The 24253-nt window shown below is 71.7% G+C and carries 25 protein-coding genes; 17 read left to right on the top strand and 8 right to left on the bottom strand.

Features of this window, described 5'->3' with window-relative positions:
- Nucleotides 1–44: 44 nt before the first annotated feature.
- The 7 genes from BG452_RS16245 to BG452_RS16270 all read left to right on the top strand — a co-directional run bounded on the left by BG452_RS16245 (nt 45) and on the right by BG452_RS16270 (nt 7191).
- Nucleotides 45–935, top strand: a complete 891-nt coding sequence (locus BG452_RS16245; RefSeq protein WP_188305009.1) for an SDR family NAD(P)-dependent oxidoreductase — start codon at nt 45–47, stop codon at nt 933–935.
- Between the two features lie 68 nt (nt 936–1003).
- A complete protein-coding gene (locus tag BG452_RS16250) occupies nt 1004–1582 on the top strand; it encodes a TetR/AcrR family transcriptional regulator (protein WP_188305010.1) in 579 nt (192 codons plus the stop codon).
- A 524-nt stretch (nt 1583–2106) separates the two neighbouring features.
- Nucleotides 2107–4296, top strand: a complete 2190-nt coding sequence (locus tag BG452_RS16255) for an MMPL family transporter (protein ID WP_188305011.1) — start codon at nt 2107–2109, stop codon at nt 4294–4296.
- Nucleotides 4297–4427: 131 nt separating this feature from the next.
- The gene (locus BG452_RS47075; RefSeq protein WP_262986008.1) at nt 4428–4553 is read left to right on the top strand and encodes a hypothetical protein; all 126 of its coding nucleotides are present in this window, start codon (nt 4428–4430) and stop codon (nt 4551–4553) included.
- Between the two features lie 2 nt (nt 4554–4555).
- Complete coding sequence (locus BG452_RS16260) at nt 4556–5233, top strand: response regulator transcription factor (protein ID WP_188305012.1); 678 nt, start codon at nt 4556–4558, stop codon at nt 5231–5233.
- Nucleotides 5214–6590: a sensor histidine kinase gene (locus tag BG452_RS16265; RefSeq protein WP_188305013.1), complete on the top strand. Its 1377-nt coding sequence runs from the start codon at nt 5214–5216 to the stop codon at nt 6588–6590. Before BG452_RS16260 ends, BG452_RS16265 begins: the two co-directional genes overlap by 20 nt.
- Before the next feature lie 166 nt (nt 6591–6756).
- On the top strand, nt 6757–7191 hold the full coding sequence (locus tag BG452_RS16270) for a nuclear transport factor 2 family protein (protein ID WP_188305014.1): 435 nt from the start codon (nt 6757–6759) through the stop codon (nt 7189–7191).
- Between the two features lie 87 nt (nt 7192–7278).
- Here BG452_RS16270 and BG452_RS16275 read toward each other — a convergent pair whose 3' ends face one another.
- Complete coding sequence (locus BG452_RS16275; protein WP_188305015.1) at nt 7279–8544, bottom strand: M24 family metallopeptidase; 1266 nt, start codon at nt 8542–8544, stop codon at nt 7279–7281.
- A gap of 4 nt (nt 8545–8548) precedes the next feature.
- Complete coding sequence (locus BG452_RS16280) at nt 8549–9574, bottom strand: NAD-dependent epimerase/dehydratase family protein (protein ID WP_188305016.1); 1026 nt, start codon at nt 9572–9574, stop codon at nt 8549–8551.
- A gap of 56 nt (nt 9575–9630) precedes the next feature.
- Here BG452_RS16280 and BG452_RS16285 point away from each other — a divergent pair, with 56 nt between their 5' ends.
- On the top strand, nt 9631–10098 hold the full coding sequence (locus BG452_RS16285) for a MarR family winged helix-turn-helix transcriptional regulator (RefSeq protein ID WP_188305017.1): 468 nt from the start codon (nt 9631–9633) through the stop codon (nt 10096–10098).
- Between the two features lie 182 nt (nt 10099–10280).
- On the opposite strand, the gene BG452_RS16290 is transcribed toward BG452_RS16285, so the two are convergent.
- The 3 genes from BG452_RS16290 to BG452_RS16300 form a co-directional block, all read right to left on the bottom strand.
- Nucleotides 10281–11153 (bottom strand): alpha/beta hydrolase, encoded by an 873-nt coding sequence (locus tag BG452_RS16290; protein WP_317621076.1) that lies wholly within the window; start codon nt 11151–11153, stop codon nt 10281–10283.
- Nucleotides 11154–11508: 355 nt separating this feature from the next.
- The gene (locus BG452_RS16295; RefSeq protein WP_317621077.1) at nt 11509–12252 is read right to left on the bottom strand and encodes an amidohydrolase family protein; all 744 of its coding nucleotides are present in this window, start codon (nt 12250–12252) and stop codon (nt 11509–11511) included.
- A 190-nt stretch (nt 12253–12442) separates the two neighbouring features.
- Nucleotides 12443–13414 carry a pirin family protein gene (locus BG452_RS16300; RefSeq protein WP_411292960.1) on the bottom strand — a complete coding sequence of 324 codons (972 nt, stop codon included), beginning with the start codon at nt 13412–13414 and terminating at the stop codon, nt 12443–12445.
- 119 nt (nt 13415–13533) lie between these two features.
- On the opposite strand from BG452_RS16300, the gene BG452_RS16305 reads away from it, so the two are divergent.
- Both BG452_RS16305 and BG452_RS16310 read left to right on the top strand, forming a co-directional pair.
- The gene (locus tag BG452_RS16305) at nt 13534–14022 is read left to right on the top strand and encodes a carboxymuconolactone decarboxylase family protein (RefSeq protein ID WP_188305019.1); all 489 of its coding nucleotides are present in this window, start codon (nt 13534–13536) and stop codon (nt 14020–14022) included.
- A 250-nt stretch (nt 14023–14272) separates the two neighbouring features.
- The gene (locus tag BG452_RS16310) at nt 14273–15523 is read left to right on the top strand and encodes a serine hydrolase domain-containing protein (protein ID WP_188305020.1); all 1251 of its coding nucleotides are present in this window, start codon (nt 14273–14275) and stop codon (nt 15521–15523) included.
- 101 nt (nt 15524–15624) lie between these two features.
- Here the strand turns inward: BG452_RS16310 and BG452_RS16315 are convergent, their stop codons facing one another.
- Nucleotides 15625–16377, bottom strand: a complete 753-nt coding sequence (locus BG452_RS16315) for an acetoacetate decarboxylase (protein WP_188305021.1) — start codon at nt 16375–16377, stop codon at nt 15625–15627.
- A 208-nt stretch (nt 16378–16585) separates the two neighbouring features.
- On the opposite strand from BG452_RS16315, the gene BG452_RS16320 reads away from it, so the two are divergent.
- From BG452_RS16320 to BG452_RS16345, 6 genes are all read left to right on the top strand, one after another.
- On the top strand, nt 16586–17521 hold the full coding sequence (locus BG452_RS16320; RefSeq protein ID WP_188305022.1) for a 3-hydroxyacyl-CoA dehydrogenase family protein: 936 nt from the start codon (nt 16586–16588) through the stop codon (nt 17519–17521).
- A gap of 113 nt (nt 17522–17634) precedes the next feature.
- Nucleotides 17635–18240, top strand: a complete 606-nt coding sequence (locus BG452_RS16325) for a TetR/AcrR family transcriptional regulator (RefSeq protein ID WP_188305023.1) — start codon at nt 17635–17637, stop codon at nt 18238–18240.
- A 217-nt stretch (nt 18241–18457) separates the two neighbouring features.
- Nucleotides 18458–19276 carry an MBL fold metallo-hydrolase gene (locus tag BG452_RS16330; RefSeq protein ID WP_188305024.1) on the top strand — a complete coding sequence of 273 codons (819 nt, stop codon included), beginning with the start codon at nt 18458–18460 and terminating at the stop codon, nt 19274–19276.
- A gap of 287 nt (nt 19277–19563) precedes the next feature.
- Nucleotides 19564–20298 carry a leucine-rich repeat domain-containing protein gene (locus BG452_RS16335; RefSeq protein WP_223242307.1) on the top strand — a complete coding sequence of 245 codons (735 nt, stop codon included), beginning with the start codon at nt 19564–19566 and terminating at the stop codon, nt 20296–20298.
- Between the two features lie 197 nt (nt 20299–20495).
- Entirely contained in the window at nt 20496–21755 is a 1260-nt protein-coding gene (thrS, locus tag BG452_RS16340; RefSeq protein WP_188305026.1) for a threonine--tRNA ligase, read from the top strand.
- Between the two features lie 150 nt (nt 21756–21905).
- Entirely contained in the window at nt 21906–22448 is a 543-nt protein-coding gene (locus BG452_RS16345; RefSeq protein WP_188305027.1) for a hypothetical protein, read from the top strand.
- A gap of 75 nt (nt 22449–22523) precedes the next feature.
- On the opposite strand, the gene BG452_RS16350 is transcribed toward BG452_RS16345, so the two are convergent.
- Nucleotides 22524–22934 carry a VOC family protein gene (locus tag BG452_RS16350; protein ID WP_188305028.1) on the bottom strand — a complete coding sequence of 137 codons (411 nt, stop codon included), beginning with the start codon at nt 22932–22934 and terminating at the stop codon, nt 22524–22526.
- Nucleotides 22935–23005: 71 nt separating this feature from the next.
- On the opposite strand from BG452_RS16350, the gene BG452_RS16355 reads away from it, so the two are divergent.
- Nucleotides 23006–23482, top strand: a complete 477-nt coding sequence (locus tag BG452_RS16355; RefSeq protein ID WP_188305029.1) for a MarR family winged helix-turn-helix transcriptional regulator — start codon at nt 23006–23008, stop codon at nt 23480–23482.
- Nucleotides 23483–23484: 2 nt separating this feature from the next.
- On the opposite strand, the gene BG452_RS45660 is transcribed toward BG452_RS16355, so the two are convergent.
- Nucleotides 23485–24162, bottom strand: coding sequence for a C40 family peptidase (locus BG452_RS45660; protein WP_223242298.1), 678 nt, complete (start codon nt 24160–24162; stop codon nt 23485–23487).
- Nucleotides 24163–24253 lie beyond the last annotated feature (91 nt).

Consider the following 24253-nt stretch of genomic DNA (forward strand, 5'->3'; position numbering starts at 1 on the left):
CCAGCAAGCGGATGAACTATCCGAATATCTGGGTGGAGGTGCACATGGTGAAGACAGCCGTGGTCACAGCGGGGACGGCCGGCATCGGGCTGGAGACGGCCCTGGGACTGGCCGACGCCGGGTTCTCGGTCACTGTGGTCGGACGCAACGCCGGCCGCGGTGCCCGGGCGGTCGACCGAATCAACGCAACGAGCCCGGCGCATCCCGGACGGTTCCTGCCCGCCGACCTCGGCTCGCTCGACCAGGTGCGCGCGCTCGCCGACCGGATCGCCGCCGAGCACGCCGCCTCCGGCGACCCGCTGACCGTGCTGGTCAACAACGTCGGGGCGATGTTCCCGCAGCGACAGACCCTGGATGGCATCGAAGCGTCGTTCGTCGTCAACCACCTCTCGCCGTACCTGCTGACGGAACTGCTGCTGCCCACGCTGACAGCCGGGGCGCCGAGCAGGATCGTGAACGTGACCTCGGGCGCGGTCGGGCTCGCGAAGAGGGCCTTCGACGCCGTCGAGCCGCCCGGCGGCTACTACGGCTTCCACTGGTACGGCCGCGCCAAGCTCGCCAACCTCGCCTACACGCTCGACCTGGCGAACCGGCTGAAGGGCACGACCGCCTCCGTCTTCGCCGCCGACCCGGGAGGCGCCGCGACCGACATGACCAACGGCACCATGACCGACCCGCGGATCGTCTCACCGGCCCTGCGACTGCTGTGGCCGCTGGTGCGCCGCAAGTTCGAACGCTCCACCTCGGGCCCGGCGTCCGTGGCTGCCCGGCCCTCGATCGTCGCCGCCACCGACGAAGCCCTCGCGGGCCGGACCGGCATCGTCATCGGGGCCCAGGTGCACCCGGTGTCGCCGCTGCGCGCAGCGACCGACCCCCGCATCGCCCGGGACGTGCGCCGGCTCAGTGAACGGTACGCACCTCTCACCGTCACCTGACCCGCCAGGCGGTGCGAGTGCCGTCGGGGGGCATCATCCGGATGGAGAATCCGGTTATCATGTCCCCCATGACGACGCCCCTGCGCAAGGACGCGGCCCGCAACTGGGACCGGATCGTCGCGGTCGCCCGTGCCCTGGTCGACCAGGGCACACCCCTGCAGCTGAACGACGTCGCCGGCCGCGCCGGACTCGGAGTCGGCACCGTCTACCGGCACTTCGCCACCCCCGAGGCGCTACTGGAGACCGTCGCCACCCCCTGCCTGGAAGCCCTGGCCGACCACGGCCGGCAAGCTCTGACCGGCACCGACCCCTGGCGCGCCCTCGAAGGCTTCCTGTACCGCACCGTCGAAGCGCAGGTCACCGACGCGTCCCTCGCCCCGGTCGCCGCGGCAGCCACCGACACCCTGCCGCGCACCACGGAACTCAAAGAGACACTTCGGTCGGTCGGCACCGCACTCCTCGGCCGGGCTCGCGATGCCGGAACGGTCCGACGCGACCTGGCCGCCACCGACCTCGTCCCGCTCATGTGCGGCATCGCCTACGCCGTCAACGTCCACGGCGGCACACCCGCCGACCGGATCGACACCGCACACCGCTACCTGGCCACACTCCTCGAAGGACTGCACACCACGCCACAGCACACGTGAGAACACCACCCGCACACCAACCGGGGTGATCCGCACCTGCCGCCACGACCTGCATGGCGCGCCGGTCTGCGATCGCCGTCCCCCTGAGGTCGTCCGGCGTGCGAGCGCCGAGCACGACGAGGAACCCGACCGGATGATCGCCGCCGCCCGCGCCGACAGCCCGGTCATGCACTGGGCCTGCGACCACAGCTGCTACGTGACGGGTACGGCGCTGTGGTTCAAGCGCAAACGATGCCCACCTCCCTACCGTGGGCAGTGGTCAGCACAGACGCTGGAGCCCCGGCCGCGGCCCGCGCAGGTCGCACTTCCGCGCAACGGGGCCGACCGTCCCCCATGGTTCGTCGGCCCCGCAAGGTCGAGCACAGGCAGGTCCGTACACCAACGCCACCCCGCGGCCAGCGCGACCTGCACGGTCGTCAGCGCGAGGGCGACAGGTTAAGCAAACCGAAAGCTGCGGCCTCCTAGCTTCGGCAGCGTGAGTGGTCTGCGACTGCGGACCCCCGCCGCCTTGGAGGTAGGAAGTCATGGAACGCTTCGCCGCATTCGTGATGCGGCACCGCATCTGGGTGGCGCTCATCTGGGTCGCCATCACGGTCGTCGGCGTCCTCATGGCGCCGCAGGTGTCAGGCCGGCTCAAGAGCGGCACGACCATCAGCGCGCCCAGCTACACCGCCAACAAGTCCCTGCAACAGCACTACGGCGGCGTCGCGGCCAACCCGAGCGTCCTGGTCGTGGACCTGCCCGCCGGCACCACCGTCGACAGTCCCCAGGCCAGGGCCGGGCTGGCCGCGGCCGACAAGGTTGCCGCCCAGGTGCCGCAGGTACGCGACCTGTCCTACGCCAACACCGGCGACAGGGCCCTGGTCGGCAACAACGGCACCGCAACCCTGATCATGGTCTACCCGCCCGCCATGGGCGACCCGGTCCCGCAGGAGGTGATGGATGCCATGGGAGCGGCCATCGCCCGCCAGGTCCCCGGCGCGCACGCGCAGACCACCGGCCTCGAGCAGCTCGGCAACGGCGGCACCAGCTCCGGCGGCAGCGTGCTGAGCGAGATCCTGGTCGGTATCGGCCTCGCACTGATCGTCCTCGCGTGGGTGTTCGGTTCTGCGCTCGCGATCCTGCCGCTGATCTCGGCGATCGTCTCGGTGCTCACCATGCAGGTGGCCATCTACGGCCTCACCTACGCCACCGACCTCGCCATCAACCCCTCGGTGCAGTTCATCGTCGCCCTGCTGGGCCTGGGCCTGTCCGTCGACTACGCGCTGCTGCTGGTCAACCGCTGGCGCGAGGAGCGCGACAACGGCGCCGACAACAAGGAGGCCGTCGTCCGGTCGCTCAGGAAGGCCGGCCACTCCGTCGCCTTCAGCGCCCTGATCGCCTCCCTCGGCCTGTTCGCGCTGACCGTCATGCCCGTCTCGTTCATCCAGGGCGTCGGCCTGTCGGGACTGTTCATCCCGTCCATCGCCGCCCTCGTCGCCCTGACCACGGTGCCTCTGCTGCTGTCCAGCATCGGACCGCGCCTGGACAGGATCCGACTGCGCAAGCGCAAGGTTGTCAGCACCCCCAGCCGGACGTGGACCCGCAGCGCGCAGCAGATCGTGAAGCGGCCCAAGACCGCCGCCGCGATCGGCGCCGCGATCCTGGGAGTGCTGTGCGTGTTCGGCGCGACCATCAACATGAACCAGCCCGCCGGCACCTCGCTCGCCCCCAACGGCCCCGCCGAGCAGGCCCTGGTCCAGCTCCAGCACGACGGCTTCCCGACCGGGGTGCTCACATCGGTGCCGGTCGAACTGCCCGTCGGCACCGACCCAGCCGCGACCGCCGCCTCCTTGCGGGCGCTGCCCTCCATGCACGGCGTCCTGGTCTCCGGCGCCCCGCAGTGGAACCAGCACGGCACCTCGGTGATCATGGGCCTGCCCAACGCCCAGGTCGGTACCGCCCACGCCGGAACCACCGTGGCCGACCTGCGCGCAGCGGCTCCGCACAACGCGCTCATCGGCGGCGAGCAGACCCAGAACACCGACCTGACCCACATTCTGATGCACTGGTTCCCGCTGCTGTTCGTCGTCGTCGCGCTGGTCACCTTCCTGCTGCTGGCCCGGGGCATGCGCTCCCTGCTGCTGCCCGCCAAGGCCGTCGCCCTCAACATCCTCTCCGTGGGAGCTGCTTACGGCGTCCTGGTGCTCATCTGGCAGCTCGGCTACGGCTCCAACAGCCTGTGGGGCATCCCCGCCACCGGATCGATCAACCCGCTCGTCCCGATGCTCCTCTTCGGGTTCCTGTTCGGGGTCTCGATGGACTACGAGGTGTTCATCCTCGCCCGCGTCCGTGAAGCCTTCGACCGCACCGGAGACACCAACGGCGCCGTCGTCGAAGGGATCGCCCGTACCGGACGCCTCGTGACCAGCGCTGCCCTCATCCTCTTCCTGGCCCTGGCGTCCCTGTCCTCCGCGCCCGATGTCACCATCAAGATGATGGCCACCGGCATGGCCGCCGGCGTCCTGATCGACGCCCTGGTCGTGCGCACCCTGCTCACGCCCGCCCTGGTGGTGCTGTTCGGCAAGGCCAACTGGTACCTGCCCACCTGGGCCGCCCGCCTGCTGCGGGTCAAGCCCTCCACCGCTGCCGACCACCACGATGTCGACGACGAGGACGGCGACGGCAGCGACGACCGGCTCAGCACCGCAGACCTTCAGTCCCTGCGCCCCTGACCCAGAGCCCGTACGGCGGGCCCCAGACGTCGAACCCCGGCATCCCAGGGGCCCGCCCCGCCGATCCACCCAAGCCCCAGCCCGCGGTCCGCCCAGCTCTCCGCCCCTCCCTCCGGCCAAGGAACCGCAAGATGAACCTGCACCGAACCCCGCAACCGACCACCAGCGACGCGATCACCATCACACCCACCGCCGGCTCCGGGAAGAGCCAAGGCGGTGCCCCCGGCCCGGGCTGCGCCGCCAGTGCGAAGGTGTAGCCATGCGGATCCTCGTGGTAGAAGACGACGAAACCATCGGCGCGTCCCTGTCCTGGGGCCTACGGGCCGAGGGATACACGGTCGAGCTGGTCGCCGACGGGAACGAAGCCCTGTGGCAGGCCTCCGAGCACCCCTTCGACCTGATCGTCCTCGACGTCATGCTGCCGGGCCTGGACGGCTACCAGATCACCACGAGGCTCCGCGCCGCGGGCAACTGGACGCCGATCCTGATGCTCACCGCCATGGACGCCGCCCTGGACCAGGCCGAAGGCCTCGACCTCGGCGCCGACGCCTACCTCACCAAGCCGTTCGAGTACCCGGTCCTGCTCGCCAACATGCGTGCCCTGCTCCGCGGGCGCGTCCAGCAGCGCCCCGCCGAACTTCGCGCGGGAGACCTGGTCATGGATCCCGCCACCCGCCGCGTCCGGCGCGCCGGCACGGACATCGCCCTCACCTCAGGCGAGGCCTCCGTGCTGGAGTACCTGCTGCGCGCGCAGGGCAGGGTGGTGTCCAAGAGCGAACTGCTCCAGCACTGCTGGGACGACTTCGGCGAGACCGACCCCGGCGTCGTCGAGGTCCGCATCCACCATCTGCGCCGCAAGATCGACCAGCCTTTCGGCACCCGCACCATCGACACCGTCAGAGGAGCGGGGTACCGCGTTGAACCGGTTCAGCTCTAAGCGCTCCTCGCTGCGACTGCGGCTGACCGCCCTGGCCGCAGCGGCCATCACCGTCACCGTCGCGCTGGCCGTCGCCGTCCTGGCCGCCACCGTCGTCCAGGCCGTGCGCACCAACGTGAAGACCACCCTGAGCGCCTACGCCGACACCATCGCCCGAAGCGACGTCGGCGACACCTGGCCCAAACCGCTGCCACCCGCACCAGGGGGCTTCAACGCCTGGGCCCAGGTCGTGGACCAGAGCGGGCAGGTCATCGCGTCCACCGCCAACGCGGCCGGCCAACCTGCGCGCTACACCCTCCCCGCAGGCAGTACCGCCCCCGTGCCCGCACCCTCCCGCGCGGCCGCCGACGAGCGCGTCATCGCCCAGCGCTACATGGAGGGGAGCACCCCCGTGGTCATCTACGTCGGAGGCTCCACCGAACTGCTCTCCCTGCTCACCAGCGATATCCAAGGACACCTCCTCTATGTGCTGCCCGCGGTCCTGATCGCCGCCGTGGGCGTCTCCTGGCTCCTGATCGGCCGCACCCTGCGACCGGTGGAACGCATGCGCGCCGAGGCCGCCGAGATCACCGCGAGCGACCTGCACCGGCGCATTCCCGAGCCCGGGAACGACGACGAGATCGCGCGCCTCGCCCGCACCCTGAACACCATGCTCGGACGCTTGGAGACCTCGGCAGAACAGCAACGGCGTTTCGTCGCCGACGCCTCCCACGAACTGCGCACCCCGCTCACCGCTGTGCGTACCTCCCTCGAAGTGGGCTTGGCCCACCCCGACCGAGCCCCCTGGCCGCTGCTGGCCGAACGGGCCGTCACCGAGGCCACCCGCATGCAACGTCTGGTCGAGCAGCTCCTGCTCCTCGCACGTTCCGATGCCGACACCCTCGTCGCCCGCCGCGAACCCGTCGACCTGGCCTCGCTGGCCCGCGATATCGCCGACGACCAGGCCGGGCGCGTCCCGGTCGCGGTACACGCCGACGCGCCCGTCGGTGTGGCCGGCGATCCGGACCAGCTCACGCGCCTGCTCGGCAACCTCGTCGACAATGCCACCCGCTATGCCGCCGGCCGCGTCGACATCACCGTCCGCATGGAGGCACCGGGCACCGCGCTGCTGAAGGTGCGCGACGACGGCCCCGGCATCCCGCCCGAGGACCGCGACCGCGTCTTCGACCGCTTCGTCCGACTCGAGACCTCCCGAGCCCGCGGCGGCCACGACTCCGGGGCGGGGCTCGGCCTGTCGCTGGTCCGGGAGATCGCCAAAGCGCACGGCGGCACCGTTGCCGCCGCCGACCCTGGCTCTGCCACCGGCGCCCTGTTCGAAGTACGCCTGCCCGCAAGCGACGCGGGCGCGGCCTCATGACGGTCGGTCATGCAGCTTCGGGGGACGCCGCCCGCCGGGGAGGTGGCGCAGGCGTGCAGGTATGCGTGGGCGGTGTCCTCGGCGTCGGGGTCGCCGCTGACGCTGCCGGCGGAGGCGGCGACCCCGCAGCCCGCACAGCGGCCTTCGCGCGACGCGATGCCGCCCGATGCACAGCAGCAACTTCAACGAAGGGATGACCATGAGTGCCTCGGTAATCCAGTTCTTCTACGAAGCGATGAAGTCGCAGGATCCAGTCGCACTGGCCGCGGCGCTCGCCGACGACGTCGTCATCACCGAGCCCTCGGCACTGCCGTACGGCGGGACGACCACGAGCCGCGACGAGTTCTTCCAGAAGGTTCCGGGCTGGCTGGATCAGTTCTCGACGTGGCAGTTCGTCGAGGGAGAGATTTTCGGGGACGGCGACCGGCTCGCCGGCCTCTGGAGCGCGGTCTTCACCGCGCGCGCCAGCGGTGAGACCTTCCGCTATCAGCAGTTCGAGCGGTACGAGGTGAGGGGCCGCACGATCAGCAAGGTGGACGTCTACCAGTCCGACACCCAAGGGCTGATCGACTTCTTCAGGAGGAACGGGCCGGTCTGGTAGGGAAGTCCGCATGGACTCCCTCCTCTGCCTTGCGATGCACGCACCCCTACGCCGCGCGCTGATCCGACGCGAATCGTCAGACACGCCCTAGGCGGCCCGCAGCAGCCTTGCCGTGAGTGGGCTGAGTTCGACCGGCCCGTCCTCGCCGACGAGAACCGTCCCGCCGATGGTGACCATGTGGTCGCCGATTCCGCAGCTCGGCTCGAAGGCGAAGGACATGCCGGGCTCCAGGGTCATGCCGGCCAGCGTCGCAGGTCGTGGCGCCGCGGTCGGGTACCGGTCACCGCCGTCGGCCTGGATGGGTCCCCCAGGGATGCGGCTGAAGGCGCCGTAGGGGTTCAGTCCATGGATCTGAGGGCCGCGGAACCAGGCGCCGACCGCCTCGGCGGGCGCCAGCATGGCCTCGGAGACGTCTCCGAACGTCGCGCCCGCGCGAAGCGTTGCCAGACCGGCGGTGTAGCACGCGTTCGCGATCCTGGCGGCGTGCTCGATCATCGGGTGGACCTCGCCGATGGCGATGGCGGCCTGATGCTGCGTTTGACGGCCGCCGAAGGTGCTGAAAATCTCCGTGGCGATGAGGTCGCCCTCCTGCAGGATGCGCGGCGCCTGCGGCCGGTAGCCCCAGGTGGGCTGCCCGGATGCCGATGGTGCCGGGCCCGAGCAGAAGTGCAGGTGGGGCGCGAGGCTGCCGTGCCGGTACGCGGTGGCCATGGCTGCGGCGAACACGTGCGCTTCGGAGATGCCCGGTGCGGCCGTGGCCACCATGGCCGCTGCCATCGCATCGCCGATGCGGGCGGCATGACGCACCACGGCGACCTCCTCGTCGCCCAGCGGCATCATGAGACGGGCGAACGCGTGCCCGACACCGCGGAAGTCGACGCGGGGCAGGAGGGTCAGCACGGTGTCCCAGAACGGGTAGGGGATTCGCCCTTCGGGATGCGCGGGAAGGTACGGGTCAAGGCCGATGACCCCCACGGATCCGTTGCTGAGCCCCAAGTCCTGCAAGACCTGGACGAGTTGGTGGGACTGCCGGCCCAGTCGCAGGTCGTTCGCGGCAAGCCACAGGTCCTCGCCCCGGTGGGCTGCTTCCCGATGGTCGAAGAGGAACGTCGGGATCGGCACGAGCGCTGTCGGTGTCCGGTCGCGCGGGAAGACGAGGAGGACGCCTGGCCGGTCATTGGTGAACCGGCTGTCGAAGGCGAGGGGCGCGGGCCCGGCGTCTCCTTCGCCGAACACCACCAGAGCGTCGAGGCCCTCCCGTTCCATGAAGCCGCGCGCCAGGTCCCAGCGCCGGTCTCGCTCGGCCAGTGAGTAGACGGGAACGGGAGTACGGGGCATCGCTGGGAACGGCATGCTGCTAGCCCTTCCTTGATGCGGCGATGAGTGCCGCGGCGGTGTCGATGATGGTCTGTTCGGTGGGGCGGGGCTGCCAGCCGAGCTGAGTACGTGCCTTGCTGCTGTCGACGAGCCTGATGCGGCCGAGCTCGTGCCGCACCATCGCCAGCTGCGGATTGCGCCGTGCGAGCAGCTTGACCACGAGGTCGGGCATGGTGCGGACGGGCACCTTCGCGGCTTCGTCCGGGAACCTCTCGCGCAGGATGCGGGCGATCTGCCGGTACCACAGGAAGGTGCCCGAACCCAGGTAGCGCTGGCCTGCGGCGGCCGGGCTCGTCATGGCGAGGAGGTGGAGTTCGGCGATGTCGCGCACGTCGACGATGTTCCAGCCGATGTTCGGCACGGCGGGAATCTCCCGGGCGAGCAGACGGCGGATCACCTCGACCGTGCCCGGCCTGTTCGATGAGCCCAGGGTGGGTCCCTGCATGAAGGTCGGGAGGATGGCGGTCAGTTCGAGCCCGGTGGCGGCGGCGAGGTCCCAGGCGTCGCGCTCGGCGAGGATCTTGGAGTCGGGGTACGCGCGGAGCGGGGTCCCGGACGGTTCGCTCCAGGTCGTCTCGGTCGCGGGTGTGTCCGGCGCGCCGCTGTCGGCCGTGACGCCGGACGAGGTGAGCACGGCACGCCTGACCCCGGCACGGGCGGCGGCACCCAGGACGCGGCGGGTGCCCTCGCGGGCGGTGGTGATGAGGTCCGTGCCCGGACCGAAGGGCATCGGCGAGGCGGTGTGCAGCACGTAGTCGGCGCCGGCGGTCGCCCGGTCCCAGCCGTCGTCGCCCAGGAGGTCGGCGGCCGCGAACTCGATGGTCCCGGCTGCCTGCCGGCCCACTTGCGCACTCACGGCGTCGCGCACCTGCTGGGCCTTGTCGAGGCTGCGCACGGTGGTGCGCACCCGGTAGTCGCGCTGGAGCAGGCCCGCGATCACCCAGCCGGCCAGGTAGCCGGTCCCGCCCGTGACGAGCACCGTCTCACCGCAGTGGGTATCGGCCATGTGAGCCCCCAATATCATTGAGTTTCTCATTGATATTGAGAGGCTACCATGGGGTCATGACCGCAAGCCATGCCGCGAAGGCATCGATGCCCAGCCCGGCGGACGTCGAGCGGAAGGCTGAGATCGTCCGTGTTCTCGTGGAGGTGGGGAACGCCGCGGACGCGGTCGTGGCCCAGGTGCTCGGCGAGTTCGGGGTCCCGACCTCCGTCACCGGCACGCTGTGGGCGCTCGCCCCGGGAACCGAGCCGCCGACCATGCGGGACGTGGCGGCTCGCCTGAACTGCGACCCCTCCACGGTCAGCCTCGCCGCCGACAAGCTCCAGAGCATGGGACTCGTCGCCCGCCGGCCCCACCCCTCCGACGGCCGCAAGCGCATCCTGGTCCTCACCGAACAGGGCCACGAACTGTGGGAGGCCCTCCGGTCCAGGCTGCACGCCTCCGGACTGTTCGCCGGCCTTGACGCGCGGGAACAGGACACCCTGCTGGCGCTGCTGACGAAAATGCGCAACCCGCAGCGCCCGTAGCCGGTGAAGGACATCGGCAGGTCGGCCGCGCCACGCTCGGCCGCGTCGGCTGAACCCGAACTCCCGTCGACCGCTTGACCGCCCTGATGTGGCGGGGGCTGCCCCGTCGGATCGGCGCGTTGGTCACGTGTGCGCGGCTGTCCGCAGTCGCGTGAATGATCACGAAGGTGCTGCGGGTCTGCCTAGCGGACCTGGTTCACCATGTCCTGCACGGCGCTGATGACCGCGTCCGGCCGGTCGTCGGGGATGTCGTGCGAGCTGTTCTCGGCGGTGACGAGGTGGCGGTTGGGTGCGGCGCTCACGAAGTCCTGCTGGGCCTGGCGCCACAGCTGCGCGTCGTCGGGTGTCGGGAGCGGGGTCTGGGAGGAGACGATCGCGGTGGCCGGGACGGACCGGGGCCAGACCAGCTGGTGGTACGCGAGGTGGACGGGGCCGTAGTCGGCGGCCTCGGCGAGGAGTTGGCGGGTTTCGCGGGTCTGGGGCGCTTGCTTGAGTGCGTCGATCTGCGGGGTGTTCGCGGCGACGAGCTTGGCGGTCTCGCTGTCGGTGAAGAACTGCGGGAGGTTGGCGTCGACCAGGACCGCGCCGGCGATCCGGTCCGGGTGCTGCTGGACGAAGGCGGTCGCGATCTCGCCGGCCAGGGAGTGCGAGACCAGGACGACGTTCTTGGTGACTCCGAGCTGGGTGAGGCCTGCGGCGAGGTCGTCGGCGGCGTTCTGGGCCTTCCACGGCCCGGGGACGTCGTCGCTTCTGCCTTCTCCGGTGCGGTCGTAGGTGATGATCTCGGAGCCGGTGTTCTTGGCGAGGGCGGGGGCGATCTTGCTCCAGGAGGACGCGTCGAGTCCGCCGCCGGCGTCCAGGAGGATGGCCGGGAGGCGGCCGGGGGTGACGTAGAAGGCCAGCTTGTGGCCCTCGTTGGTGATCATGTGCAGCGAGGGTTCGGCGGCAGTCGCCCCGGAGGCGGTCGCGGACGCGGTCGCGGAGGCGCCGGCCGGTGGCGCGGCCTGTGTCCTGGTCGAGTCGCAGGCGCCGAGGGCGCAGGTCGCGACCGTCACGCCGGCCAAGGCGATTGCGGCATACCGGAGTCGGCGGCGTGGTGAGGTGGGGACGGCCACGGGAGTGCCTTTCGCGAGGGGCGGACTGCCGGTGCGCGAAGACCTGGTGCCGGCCATCGGCAAGTCCGCTGCTACGAGGGTCTTCTGACACTCTCAAGCCTGCAAGTCGGCGCGGCCGGTCGCGATGGCGGTGACCACCGGATCGGGGCGGGGGTTGGCCCTACCTGCGGGGAGGGGATCACCGCCTTCCGGCGCGGCCCGGTGCCCTCAGGTCATCTCATCCTCCAGTGCGGCGAGGCCGGCCTGCTGGGCAGGGTCGAGGACTTCACAGCCCCGGCCGCAGTCCTCCTACCTGTCAGGCCGTTGGCCGATGTCCGTGGCCGGTGGTGATCGGGCCGGTCAGCCGCTCCCAGTTGCCGGAGGCGATCGCGGCCTTCTCCTGTTCGGTGAAGGGCGCTTGCTGGAGGAAGGTGCGGGCGACTCCCCGACTGGTGTCGAGGTAGGGGAAGCCTCCTGGCCGGGTGCCGTAGGTGTACGGGTAGTCGGTGGAGTAGAGCATGCGGTCGGTTCCGACGACTTCGGCCGTCCAGCGGAGGTAGCGCTCGCTGACCGTGCCGCTTCCGGCGATCCAGAAGTTGTGCCGGAAGTAGTCGGCCAGGGGACGTTCCAGCTCGGCCATGTCCTGCAGGATGCCGATGTGGTCGAGGTAGAACAGGACGACCTCGCCCCAGTGTCCGGCGATCGCCTGAAGGCCGGGGTGGCGGTCGAAGACGCCGGAGAAGATCATGCGGAGGTACTGCACGCCGAGGTCGTAGTACCAGCCCAGCCCGGCGGTCGCGAGCGCGCGGCCGACTCCGTGGGGCAGTCCTGAGTAGTAGGCGTCCTGGACCGCCTGTACCGGGGTCTGCGGGTGGAAGTGCAGTGGCACGCCGAGCCGTTCGGCGGTGCCGTAGAGGCCGTCGAACTCCGGGGCGTCGGCCGGCAGGGAGCCGGTGCGCCCGTACAGCATCGCGCCGCGCAGGCCCAGGTGCGTGACCGCACGCTCCAGTTCCGCCGCGGCGGCTTGCGGGGCCGGGCGAGTGCCGCGATCGATTCCGATGGACCGGCAGCAGACTCAGGATCGGGTCAGCATCAGTCCTGTCAGACGCTGTCGCGGATGGTCGAACCGTGTCATGCGTCGAGTGCGGAAGCGAGTGCCGACGGGGGCGCTTCGAGGTGAGCGCAGGGGTACTTCGGGTCGGGGGTGTGGTGGCCCGGGCCACCACACCCCCGATTGCCTGACATGCAGGTCAGCGCACGTTTCCGCGGGGCTTGAGGGGGATTCCCGGGAGCTCCGGGGCGGGCAGCCGGTCGCCCGGGTAGCCCTCGACGGCGCCGAAGCGGTCGGGGTTCGCGGAGCTCATCCATTCCTCGCGGGCTCGGGCAATGTCTTCGTGAGACCGCCCGATGAAGTTCCACCACATGACGATCTGCTCCTCGAAGGGGGCGCCGCCGAGGAGGATCAGGCGGGCGGGGGCGTCGGTGGTGTTGGTGACGGTCAGGGCGGTGGGGCCGGGGGCGAGGTAGCCGAGGTCGCCGGGGTGGAGGTCGGCGCCCGCGAGGCGGACCTCGCCGTGGTCGACGAGGAGGCCGTGTTCGAAGGCGGGGTCGACGGCCAGGGTGACGGTGGCGTGCGGGGCGACGGTGAGTTCGGCGCCGAGGAGGGGGGTGAAGGTCGGGACGGGGGAGGTGCGGCCGGCCAGGGTGCCGAGGAAGACGCGGACGTCGGCGCCGTCCAGGGTGACGGGTTCGGGGACGTGGTGGTGGAAGTCCCGTGCGGTGTCGCGGTGTTCGTCGGGCAGGACGACCCAGAGCTGGACGCCGTGCAGCACGGTGGTCGCGGGGGTGGAGACCTCGGAGTGGCAGATGCCGTGGCCGGAGGTCATCAGGTTGAGTTCGCCGGGGCGGACGAAGGCGTGGACGCCGAGGCTGTCCCGGTGCTCGATCTCGCCGGTGAAGAGCCAGCTGACGGTCTGCAGGCCGGTGTGGGGGTGGGGCGCGACGTCCATGCCGCCGGTCCGGGCGACATCGTCGGGGCCGTAGTGGTCGACGAAGCACCAGGCGCCGATGAGCCTGCGGTAGCGGTGCGGCAGGGTGCGGCGGACGGTCATCGCGCGCGGTCCGCCGAGTGGGACGTCCCGGGGGGACAGCACCTCGACGAACGGGTCCTGCTGGTGCTGCGGTCCGGCGGCGGGGCGCGGCTCGGTCTCGGCGGTGCTCACGGCTGTGGTCCCTCCCAGGGTGATCTCGACTGTCAGGTAGTTCTAGATTCAACTATTATGGCATGGCAGAGTGTCGAACGGCAGTGCGCCGATGATGGCACGGGAGTCGAGGAGTACAGGTGAGTGATGTGACGGTGGTTCCGGCGGAGCGGCGGGTCTTCATCGACAAGCAGAGCCCCAAGGCCTACAAGGCGGCGCTCGCCGCCGCCGAGGCGGCCCGCGAGGGCGCGGCCGAGGCCGGGCTGGACCGGCGGCTGGTGGAACTGGTCAACCTGCGGGTCTCGCAGATCAACGGCTGCGCCTACTGCCTGAACGTGCACACCCGGGCCGCGCTGCGCGAGGGCGAGACCACTCAGCGGCTCGGCGTGCTGCCGGCCTGGCGGGACACCGAGCTGTTCACCGCGCGGGAGCGCGCCGCGCTGGCGCTGGCGGAGGCGACCACGAACCCCTCGGACGCGGCCGCGCAGGAAGCCGCGTACGGGCTGGCGCGGGAGGCGCTCACCGAGGCGGAGATCTCGGCGGCGATCTGGGTGGCGATCACCATCAACACCTTCAACCGGGTGTCGATCATGAGCAAGCACCCGGTCCGGCCGACGCCGGGGCTCTAGGGTCGGCGGGAGTCGGCGGGAGTCGGCGGGAGTCGGCGGGAGTCGGCGGGGGATCTGTCGGCGGGGGAGCTGCCGGTGGGCGTGCCGGCGAAGGGGTGGGTCGGCCGGTCGGCCTCCGCCGTTCGGCGTAGTGCCTACGTTGGTCGGAGTACGACCGGTTCCTCCCGGTGGGGGATGACGGAGTATCAGGCCTGCGGCGAGGCTGTGGTCCCGGAGGCGGGCGGGGGCCCGCCGTGGACGAGGGGGTCACATGACACGTCGTACGGTTTCCGCGATGGTGGCGGCGGCAGCCGTCTGTCTGGCGCTCGCCGCGCCGGTCGCGTCGGCGGGCGCCGCCGAATCGGGGAGCGCCGCACCGGGCACGGCCGTCGTCCGGGTCGAGGGTGAAGCGCGGTCGGCCGCGCTGAAGGCGGTGACCGGGGCCGGGGCGGCCTCGGCGATAGCCGAGGTGCGGGACGAGGACGGGGTCTGGCGAGCGGGTTCCGGCGTCTCCGACCTCGCCTCCGGTGCGCCGGTGCGGGCGGACGGGCGGTTCCGGGCCGGGAGCATCACCAAGACGTTCACCTCCACCACCGTGCTCCAGCTGGTGGGGGAGGGGCGGATCGGCCTGGACGAGCCGGTCGAGCGCTACCTGCCGGGGGTGGTCCCCAACGGCGGGCACATCACCGTCCGCCAACTGCTCAACCACAGCTCCGGCCTGTGGGATCCGACCAACGAGGAGGGCGGGCTGTTCCCGCACACCACGGACCCGGTGGTGATCCGCGACTGGCTCGACCAGGGCGGCCTGACCCGCTCCATCACCCCGGTCCAGGTGGTGGCGGCCTCGGTGGCGCACGCGCCCAACTTCCCGCCCGGGGCGAAGTTCAGCTACTCCAACGTCAACTACACCCTGCTCGGCATGATCATCGAGCGGGTGACCGGCCATGGCTACGCCCAGGAGATCACCGCCCGCATCCTCCGGCCGCTCGGGCTGACCGGAACGTACTTCCCCGGCGCGGCCACCGACATCCGCGGCCCGCACGCCCACGGTTACTGGACGCTCGCCGAGGGGCCGGCGCCGGAGGATCGCAGCGACCGGGACGTCACGGTGTCCAGCGTCACGTGGGCGAACTCCGCGGGTGAGCTGATATCCACCCTGGCCGACCTGAACCGCTTCGAGCAGGCCCTGTTGGGCGGTCGGCTGCTGTCGCCCCAGCTGATGCGGGAGATGAAGACGACCATCCCGGTGCAGGCCGACGGCCGGCTCCCTGGCCTGGGCTACGGGCTGGGGCTGGCACGGCTGCAGCTGTCCTGCGGTCCGGTCTACGGCCACGACGGCGGGGTGCCCGGCTTCAGCTCGCAGCTGTGGAGCTCGGGCACCCGCCAGGTCGCGATGTCCGTGACGTCCAGGGGCGACGCGGTGCAGGCCTCCGCGCAACTCGCCGCGCAGGGCGGCTTCCTGGAGGAGGCGTTCTGCGGCACCCACCAGGGCGGGGGTGACACCTGGCTGAAGCTCGGCTGAGCCGCAGCGGTCGGGGGTGGGGAGTGGGGCCGGGCCGGGTTGGGCGGCCGGTCGCGGTGGGCGGCATCCGTCGACGAGGTGCCCCGGCCCCGGCCCCGCCGTCAGGCCGAGCGGCGCTGCTCCGCGAGGTAGTCGTGCACGGGGGCGACGGGGGAGAGGGTCAGATCGGTGACGATGTGGCTCGCCGAGACGACCTCCAGCACCGGCAGGTCGGCCAGCGGCGCCATCACATGGGCGTTGAGCTGGAGACGGGCCGGGCCGGTCCAGGCCTCCTTGACGGTCACGTCGCTGATCCGGGTGCGGACCAGGTCGCAGACCCGCAGGCCGCCGGTGTAGTCGGGGATCACCTTGACCGCGAAGGTGGGCACGGTGATCTGGTCGCGTGCCTCCCGCTGGTCCAGCGGCTGCCACTTGTAGGCCATGGTCGCGGTGGCGACCCGCTGGCTTCCGTAGTCCAGGGTGCCGACGAGGGTGCCGGCCTCCGTGAACAGTCGCGGCGTGGCCATCACCTTGGGGTAGGCGCTCAGCTCCCGGCCGGCCGCGGTGGCGGCGAAGCTGTCCAGGTACATCGCGTGCAGATATTCACCGTGCTCTTCGCCGTGCCGCACCGGGATGACCTGCCCGGCCTCGACGTACGGGCCGTAGCCGTCGACCTCGCCCATTTTCATGATCTCGAAGCGCACCAGCGGCTCGTCGATCTCCAGTGGCTCGGGGACGACGGCGCGCAGCGCCTCGGGGTCGGTCCGGTAGACGACGTTCAGGTACTCGCGGTCGGTGAAGCGGGTGGCGCGCAGGGGGTAGACGGGGGCGGTCAGCGGGGTGGCGGCGTGGCGGACGACCTGCTCGGAACGCATCAGGGGGCTCCTTCGGACGGGGTGGGGTTGTGCGGTCCCCTCAAACGGATACGATATGTATCGGATACACCATGCATCCGATGGGATCGCGGTGCAAGCGCGCGGAACACCCGGGCCGCCGGTAGTGCCCCAACCGCCCGGACCGCCCGTGGCGCCCCCGCATCCCCTCGGTGCGCAGCAGCACCCGCACAGCCAAGGAGTGATCTCGATGTCGTTCACCGCCCCCAACCCCACCGGCCGACCCGTCGCCGTCGTCGGAGCCGGCACCCTCGGGCGCCGCATCGCCCTGATGTTCGCCACCGACGGCGGCGAGGTGCGGATCTACGACCCCTCGGCCGAGCAGCTCGCGGCCGCCGGTGCCTACGTGGCGGAGCAGCTGCCCGCCGTCGCCGCGAAGGTGGGCGGGAGCGGGGCGGGCACCGTCGCCGTCACCGGTGACCTCGCCGAGGCACTGCGCGGCGCCTGGCTGGTGATCGAGGCGGTGCCCGAGCGCCCGGAGCTCAAGGAGCGGGTCTTCGCCGACCTCGACCGGTACGCCGACCGGGACGCGGTCCTGGGCAGCAACTCCTCGTCCTACCCGACCAGCCACTTCGTCGACCGGGTGCGGGAGCCCGAGCGGCTGGTCAACATCCACTTCTACATGCCGCCCGTCCAGAACGCGGTGGACGTGATGTCCAGCGGCCGCACCGACCGGGCCGTCATCGACCTGCTGCTGGCCGAACTGCCGCGCCACGGCGTCTTCCCGTTCGAGGCGCGCAAGGAGAGCACCGGCTTCATCTTCAACCGCATCTGGGCGGCCATCAAGCGCGAGTCGCTCGCGGTGGTGGCCGAGGGCGTCGCCACCGCGGAGGAGGTGGACGCCATGTGGTCCGTCAACACCGGTCTGCGGGGCGGCCCGTTCCGGGCGATGGACCAGGTCGGGCTGGACGTCGTACTGGACATCGAGGAGCACTACGCCGCCGAGCGCCCGGAGTTGCCCGCCGGGCCGCGCACCCTGCTGGAGGAGTACGTGGAGGCCGGCCGACTCGGCGTCAAGACCGGGCGCGGCTTCTACGACTACGGCTCCGGCTCGGACCGCGACTCGGACCGCGGCTCGGACCGCGGCTCGGACCGCGGCTCCGGCGGGGGCGCCGCTGCCGCCTGACACGCTGCGGCCGCTCGGCACACGGACGGCGACCCCGGCCCGGCCCGTAGACTGGGCCGGGCCGCCCGGCGGCACCGTGCCGAGCGAAGAACGAGAGCCGAGGACCGCAGTTCGTGCCCAAGTCACCCACGAAGCGGCGCCCGCTGACCGTCGCCGCCCTGAACGACAGCGCCCTCGCCCTGTTCACCGAACACGGCTTCCATGCCACCTCGATCCGCGACATCGTGGCCCGCGCCGGGCTGACCAGGGGCGCGTTCTACTCCAACTACCAGGACAAGGAACAGCTGTTCCTCGCTCTCTACGACCAGCAGATCGACCGCTTGCTCGCCGATCTGCGCACCGCCTTCACGGCCACCGCCGCCGCCCAGGACGTCCCGTCCCGGATGCTGCGCGAACTGGCCGACCGGCGCCGGGAGGACGAGGGATGGTTCCTGCTCTCCATGGAGTTCACCCTGCACGCCGCCCGGCACCCGGAGGTCGCCCGCAGCCTCGCCGAGCACGAGGCCCGGCTGATCGACGGCCTGGTGGAGCTGATCGAGGAGGCGACCGACCACGCCCCGGAGGTCCACCCGCGCGACCTCGCCCGGCTGCTGGTGATCCTCCACGAGGGCGCCACCGCCATGCGCCTCACCGAGGAGGCCCGCGGCGAACTCGCCGAGTTCCCGGAGGAGCTCCTCCACCGCGTCGTGGACGGGCTGTTCCACCTACGGCGTGGCTGACGCGCCCCCGTTGAGCCGGCCCGGTGGGTCCGTCGGCCCGGGGCAGGGGCGTTCACGGGCAGGGCGGTGCCGAGGCCCGACCGCCGCGGCCGGCTCGCGGTCCGCACCAACCGCCACTCGGTGCCGGTCCGTTCGATCGGCAGGCGAGTCCGGGCGCTGCCGCACGCCTCCCACCCGGTGGTCAACGAAAAGACACGCCCAACACGACGGAGGTTCCATGCGTTTGATCTCGAGTGGCCGGCACCATGCCACGTTCGAATTCGGCGACCTGCAGGTGATCTCGTTGCGAGACGGGTACATCGACATGCCGCCGACACGGCTCCGCGACGAGGACGGGTGCGCGCTCGATGTGCTGCCGGCCGCCGTGCCGCTGGCCGGCGACAACCTACGGCTGTCGGTCAACGCCTTCTTCGTCACCGACGGCACGCAGTCCGTTCTCATCGACACCGGCGCGTCCGACGTCTGGCACGACCCCACCATGGGACTGATCTACGACGCGCTCCACGAAGCAGGAGTCCAGCGCGCGCACATCACCGATGTGGCCATCACCCACAAGCACGAGGACCACGTGAGCGGCCTGATCGCGCCGGACGGTTCGGAGGCGTTCGCCGAACTCGAGCGGGTGTGGATCGGCGCGGGCGACACCTCGGTGTTCACGGGGCGGCTCGAGCCGATCCGCGACCGGGTCGTGCCCGTGTCCGAGAAGGTCGCGATCAACGACTGGTGCACCGCGATCCCGACACCGGGCCACACCCCCGGTCACACCGTCTACGACGTCAGGAGCGGCACCGGCCACCTTCTCGTCTGGGGCGACACCGTGCACGTCCCCACGCTCCAGTTCGATCAGCCGAACGTGTCCTGGGAGTTCGACGGCGACCAGTCGCAGGCCCGCGCCGCGCGAGCGTCACTCCTCGAACAACTGACCCGACCAGACCACTTCGTAGCCGGCGCCCACCTCGACTCACCCGGCATCGCCCGGGTGACCCCCTCCGGCGAGGGCTACGCGCTGGAATACCTCGCACCACCGATCGGCTGACCGAGCCCGACGGCTCCGGACCGTGCTCGCGAGGGCGGTCGAGGAGGGCAGGCCCCGGCCGACCGGATGGTCGTCCACGAACCCGACCACGTGGCTCCTGAGCCTCTCCCGGCCGGTGACCGCAGACTCCCTGTGGTCACCGGCCGGACCGCACCGCCCTCGCCACAGATCACCCGCAGGCCTGCCCTCGGTGGAGTGAACGAAGCCGCCGGGCCCCCACCCGTGGCACGACGCGCCACGTGCCGACGGCGCAGTGGTGAGGGCGGACAATGGTGGACGTGACAGACATGACGCTCAACCTCTGGCGACAGCCGCTCGGTCCGGTGGCCGCCGAGGTGCTCAGCTCGGTGTGGGAACGCAACGACCTGACCGTGCTCATCCTCGCCGAAGGCGCGCTCTCCGAACTCCCGCCCGGCATCAGCAGATTGATGCGGCTGCGCACCCTCGACCTCGGACACAACCTGTTCACCGAGGTGCCCGCCGAACTGACCCGGCTCACCTGGCTCCGGGACTTCCTCTACCTGCACGACAACCAGCTGACCACCCTGCCGGACGGCCTCGGGCGGCTCACCCGGCTGCGCTACCTCAATGTCGGCGAGAACCGGCTCACCGAACTCCCGTTCGCCATCGGCAAGATGGCCGAGCTGGTCGAACTGCGCGCCCAGCACAACCGGCTCACCGCCCTGCCGGAGTCGATCGGCGCCCTCGGCGAGCTGCGCGAACTCTGGCTGCGCGGGAACGAGTTGACCGCCCTGCCGGCCTCCTTCACGCTGCTCTCCGAACTGCGCGAGCTGGAACTGAGGGAGAACGCCCTAGGTGAACTGCCCGCCGTCCTCGCCGGGCTGCCGAGGCTGCGCCGGATCGACCTCCGCACCAACGGCATCACCGAACTGCCCGACTGGCTGGCCGATCCGGCGGCGCTGCCCGCGCTGGAGAAGCTCGACCTGCGGTGGAACGACGTACAGGTCCCGGATCACCTGATGGAGGCGCTCATCGAGCGTGGCTGCATGGTCCTGCTGTGATCCCGCCCGCAAAGATCAACGCGGACGCCGGTGAGCTGCTACCGTGGAACGCATGAAGCGCGCTGCACTCGCCACGACGACGCCGGAAAGAGTCCCGGCGCGCTGACTGCTGACCAAGTCCGAAGCCCCGGGGCGAGTGCCCCGGGGCTTCGTCGTTCCCCGGCCCACTCGCCCGCCCAACCCGAGTGGAGACCACCATGAACGAGCAGTCCGTCCAGGACCGGCCCGCACCCGACCACCGCAGGCTCGGCCGCGAGCTCGACCTGTTCGACACCGACCCGCTGATGGGCTCCGGCCTGCCGTACTGGCTGCCCGACGGCGCCGCGATCCGGCACACCCTGGAGGAGTTCATCCGGGGCCGCGAGCGCCGGGCCGGCTACCGCCACGTCTACTCGCCGGTGCTGGGCAAGCGCGAGCTGTACGAGATCTCCGGCCACTGGAACCACTACCGCGAGGACATGTTCCCACCCATGGAACTCGGCTCGGAGGAGATGGTGCTGCGCCCCAGCCTGTGTCCGCACCATGCCCTGATCTTCCGCTCACGCCCGCACAGCTACCGTGAACTGCCCCTAAGAATGGCCGAGTTGGGCGGCATGTACCGCTCCGAGCTGTCCGGCGTGCTCGGCGGGCTGACCAGGGTCCGGGCGATCCAGCTGAACGACGCCCACGTCTTCTGCACCCCCGAGCAGGCCGCCGACGAGGCCGTCGCCGCCCTGGAGCTGATCCGCGAGGCGCACCGCGCGCTCGGCATCGTGCCGGTCCGCTACCGGCTCTCGCTGCCCGGCGCGGGCGGCAAGTACGTGGCCGACCCGAAGCTCTGGGAGCGGGCGGTGGCGCTGCTCACCGAGGTGCTGGAGCGCTCCGGGGTGCCGTTCGAGGCGGCCGAGGGCGAGGCCGCCTTCTACGGTCCAAAGATCGACGTGCAGATCGCCGACGGTGCCGGGCGCGAGTTCACCCTCTCCACCGTGCAGATCGACTTCCACCAGCCCGAGCGGTTCAACCTGCATTACATCGGCCCGGACGGCGCCAAGCACCGCCCGGTGATGGTGCACCGCAGCGTGATCGGCAGTGTGGAACGGGTGGTCGCCCACCTGATCGAGCTGTACGGCGGGGCGTTCCCGGCCTGGCTCGCGCCGGCCCAGGTGGTGCTGGTGCCGATCTCCGACGCCGAGCTGCCGCAGGCCGAGCGGCTGCGGCAACGCTGCCTGGACCTCGGGCTGCGGGCCGAGGTCGCCGGGCCCGAGCACGGCAGTCTCGGCGCCCGGATCCGGGAGGCCCGGCTGGTGCCCTACCAGGCGGTGATCGGCGCCAAGGAGGCCGTGGACGAGCGGGTCGCACTGCGGCTGCGGGACGGCCGCCGGCTGGAGCCGATGCCCGCGGAGGAGGCCTGGGCCCGGATCGGCGCGCTGGTCGCGGACTGCAGCGCCGAGCTGTGGCGGGACGCGCCCGCCGGCTGAACCGGACGGCGGGCCGGGAGCATACGTACGACTAGTGCGGCGCGCGGAGTGTCGGCGGGGCCGGGGGCGGTGGCCGCCCGTCGAATGGGCGCGGCGGCCGGGTCCACGGCCGCCGCCGTCCCCACCAGTCCCATCGTCCCGGAGGTGCCCATGCGCGGATCGCGCAGGCTCGTCGCTCCCGTCCTCACCGTCTGTCTCGCCCTCGCCGGTGCCGTCGCCGCCGCCCCGGCGGGCTCGGCCGGGCTCCGCCCGCTGCCGGTGCCGGAGGTCCAGTACTGCGCCGCCGTGCTCGGGCACCTGCCCGGCGCCGACGGTGCCTCCCCGGTGCTCGGCCGGGCCTGCTCGTGGGATTCCCGCGCCGACGCGCTCGCCGAGGCCGACGGCCGCACCCGCACGGCAGAGCAGCCGACCGACCGGACGCTGCTGCTGGAGGAGTTCAAGGACGTCGACTACCAGGGCGGCGTCATCTACTCCTTCTTCGGCGACGCCGGCGGCTGCGACGGCACCGGCTACCACCTGGTCAACTACTTCGGTGTCGCGCTGAGCGTCTCCTCGATGAAGGGCTACAACAACTGCAACGCCGTCCACCTCTGGTCGACCCTCAGCGTGGAGAAGACCATGGACCTGCCGGCTCCCCAGCTGGGCGGGAACTTCAACGACGCGGTCCGTGAGCTGCAGGTCTTCCACCGCTGAGGGGCCCCGGCGGCGCCGGTTCCGGCGTCGCCGATCCTGGTGTCGCCGGCCGCCGGGGTCGGGTGCCCCCGGCGGTCAGTAGGACTGCAGCTCGATCAAGTGGCCCTCGGGGTCGCGCAGATGGGCGCTGCGCAGGGTGGGGCCCCACTCCGGGCGGTCGGCGGCCGGGGCGGCGAGGGTGCCGCCGTGGGCGAGGCAGAGGGCGAGCGCCGCGTCCACGTCGTCGACCCGGAAGACCAGCATCGCGGGGTCCTGGGCGGGGGCGCCGGGGTCGGCGGGCAGGCCGGCGGTGCCCAGGGTGGCGGCCATCGCGGCGCGGTCGAAGAGCGCCAGGACGGCCTGGTCGTCGACGTCCCAGTTGGCGTACGGGCCCTCGGGCGTGCCCTTGATCAGGGTGGCGCCGGTGAACGGGGGGAGGACGGCGCGGTAGAAGCCGAAGGTCTCGGCGAAGCGGGTGACGAGCAGGCGGGGGTAGAGGGCGTCCACGGTCGGGCTCCAGGTGGGCTCTGAATCTCTGGGTCGGCACCCACTATAGGGAGTGACCCTAGAATACCGCCATGGCCTCCGAGGACCCCGCCCCGCCCGGCGCGCTGCCGCCGACCCTGCTGGACCTAAGCACCTTCCTGCTGGCCCGGATCGGCCGGACGGCGCGGGCCCGGCTCGCCGAGCACCTCGCCGAACGCGGCCTGCGGCTCTGGGACATGGCCGTACTGGCGGCGCTCGCCGACTTCGGGCCGCAGGCTCAGCGGGACCTGGTGCGGCGGCTGGGCATCGACCCGAGCGACCTCGCGAAGGTCGCCGACCAGCTCGGCGCGGCCGGGTACGTCGAGCGCCGCCGGGACGAGGCGGACCGGCGGCGGGTCTCGGTGTCGGTCACCGCCGCCGGGCGGACGCTGCTGGCCGAACTGGACGCGCAGGCCCGGGCGGTGCAGGACGAGGTGCTGGCTCCGCTGGACCCGGCGGAGCGGCGGGTGCTGCAGGAGCTGCTGCTGCGGGTGAACCAGGGGGAGGCGCTGCGGCGCGGCGCCGTCTGAGCTCAGCCGGTGGGCGGCCCCGGGCGGCGGGCGCCCGCGAACTCGCCCGCCCAGCGCGGGAGGTCGAGCACCTTCTCGACCCGGGCCACCAGGGTGCCGGTGCGCTCGGCGTGGATCATCGCGCCGTCGCCCGCGTAGACGCCGACGTGGTGCAGCGGCGCGTCGGGGCGGGAGAAGAACAGCAGGTCACCGGGGGCGAGGGCGTCGCGTTCGACCGGGGCGCCGCGGTGGAACTGGGCCACGGTGTAGTGCCCGAGCTCGACGGTGCCGTGACTGGCGCGGTACCAGCAGTACAGGGACAGCCCGCTGCAGTCGAAGCCGACCGTGCTCTCGCCCAGGCACACGCCGTTGAGATAGCCGTTCTCCTCGTCGCAGAAGCCGAGGCCCGGGCCCAGCCGGTCACCGCCGCCCCAGGCGTACGGAACGCCGATCTGCGCCTCGGCGACGGCGGCGACCCGGCGGCCGAGGGCCGCGGCGGCGAGCGAGGCCGCGGACGGGTCGGACGGGTCGGATGGGTCGGATGGGTCGGACGGGTCGGACGGGTTGGACCGGCCTGTGGCGTGGGCGGGTTGGGCCGCGGCGCCGAGGGCCGGGGCGAGGCCCGCACCGAGGGCGAGGCCGAGCATGCGGCGGCGGGCTACTCCGGAGGCCTGGTCATGGCCGGGGGGTCGGGACTCCATCGGTCGGCTCTCCTGGGCTGGTCGCGGGGTTGGCGCGGGTCCGCACCAGGATCGCGGTCCGGCGGCGCCGTCCGCCATCACCCGCAGCGGT

It is taken from the genome of Streptomyces sp. CBMA123, assembly GCF_014596465.1.
In the GTDB taxonomy this organism is placed as follows: Bacteria; Actinomycetota; Actinomycetes; order Streptomycetales; family Streptomycetaceae; genus Kitasatospora.

Bases quoted from the DNA above. Each gene is read 5' to 3' on its own strand.
- BG452_RS45660 (WP_223242298.1), bottom strand. From the start codon at position 24,162: ATGGAGTCCCGACCCCCCGGCCATGACCAGGCCTCCGGAGTAGCCCGC.
- BG452_RS16245 (WP_188305009.1), top strand. From the start codon at position 45: ATGGTGAAGACAGCCGTGGTCACAGCGGGGACGGCCGGCATCGGGCTG.
- BG452_RS16315 (WP_188305021.1), bottom strand. From the start codon at position 16,377: ATGCGTTCCGAGCAGGTCGTCCGCCACGCCGCCACCCCGCTGACCGCC.
- BG452_RS16310 (WP_188305020.1), top strand. From the start codon at position 14,273: ATGACACGTCGTACGGTTTCCGCGATGGTGGCGGCGGCAGCCGTCTGT.
- BG452_RS16285 (WP_188305017.1), top strand. From the start codon at position 9,631: ATGACCGCAAGCCATGCCGCGAAGGCATCGATGCCCAGCCCGGCGGAC.
- BG452_RS16335 (WP_223242307.1), top strand. From the start codon at position 19,564: ATGACGCTCAACCTCTGGCGACAGCCGCTCGGTCCGGTGGCCGCCGAG.
- BG452_RS16270 (WP_188305014.1), top strand. From the start codon at position 6,757: ATGCACAGCAGCAACTTCAACGAAGGGATGACCATGAGTGCCTCGGTA.
- BG452_RS16260 (WP_188305012.1), top strand. From the start codon at position 4,556: ATGCGGATCCTCGTGGTAGAAGACGACGAAACCATCGGCGCGTCCCTG.
- BG452_RS16275 (WP_188305015.1), bottom strand. From the start codon at position 8,544: ATGCCGTTCCCAGCGATGCCCCGTACTCCCGTTCCCGTCTACTCACTG.
- BG452_RS16355 (WP_188305029.1), top strand. From the start codon at position 23,006: ATGGCCTCCGAGGACCCCGCCCCGCCCGGCGCGCTGCCGCCGACCCTG.
- BG452_RS16250 (WP_188305010.1), top strand. From the start codon at position 1,004: ATGACGACGCCCCTGCGCAAGGACGCGGCCCGCAACTGGGACCGGATC.
- BG452_RS47075 (WP_262986008.1), top strand. From the start codon at position 4,428: ATGAACCTGCACCGAACCCCGCAACCGACCACCAGCGACGCGATCACC.
- BG452_RS16345 (WP_188305027.1), top strand. From the start codon at position 21,906: ATGCGCGGATCGCGCAGGCTCGTCGCTCCCGTCCTCACCGTCTGTCTC.
- thrS (WP_188305026.1), top strand. From the start codon at position 20,496: ATGAACGAGCAGTCCGTCCAGGACCGGCCCGCACCCGACCACCGCAGG.
- BG452_RS16255 (WP_188305011.1), top strand. From the start codon at position 2,107: ATGGAACGCTTCGCCGCATTCGTGATGCGGCACCGCATCTGGGTGGCG.
- BG452_RS16330 (WP_188305024.1), top strand. From the start codon at position 18,458: ATGCGTTTGATCTCGAGTGGCCGGCACCATGCCACGTTCGAATTCGGC.
- BG452_RS16320 (WP_188305022.1), top strand. From the start codon at position 16,586: ATGTCGTTCACCGCCCCCAACCCCACCGGCCGACCCGTCGCCGTCGTC.
- BG452_RS16280 (WP_188305016.1), bottom strand. From the start codon at position 9,574: ATGGCCGATACCCACTGCGGTGAGACGGTGCTCGTCACGGGCGGGACC.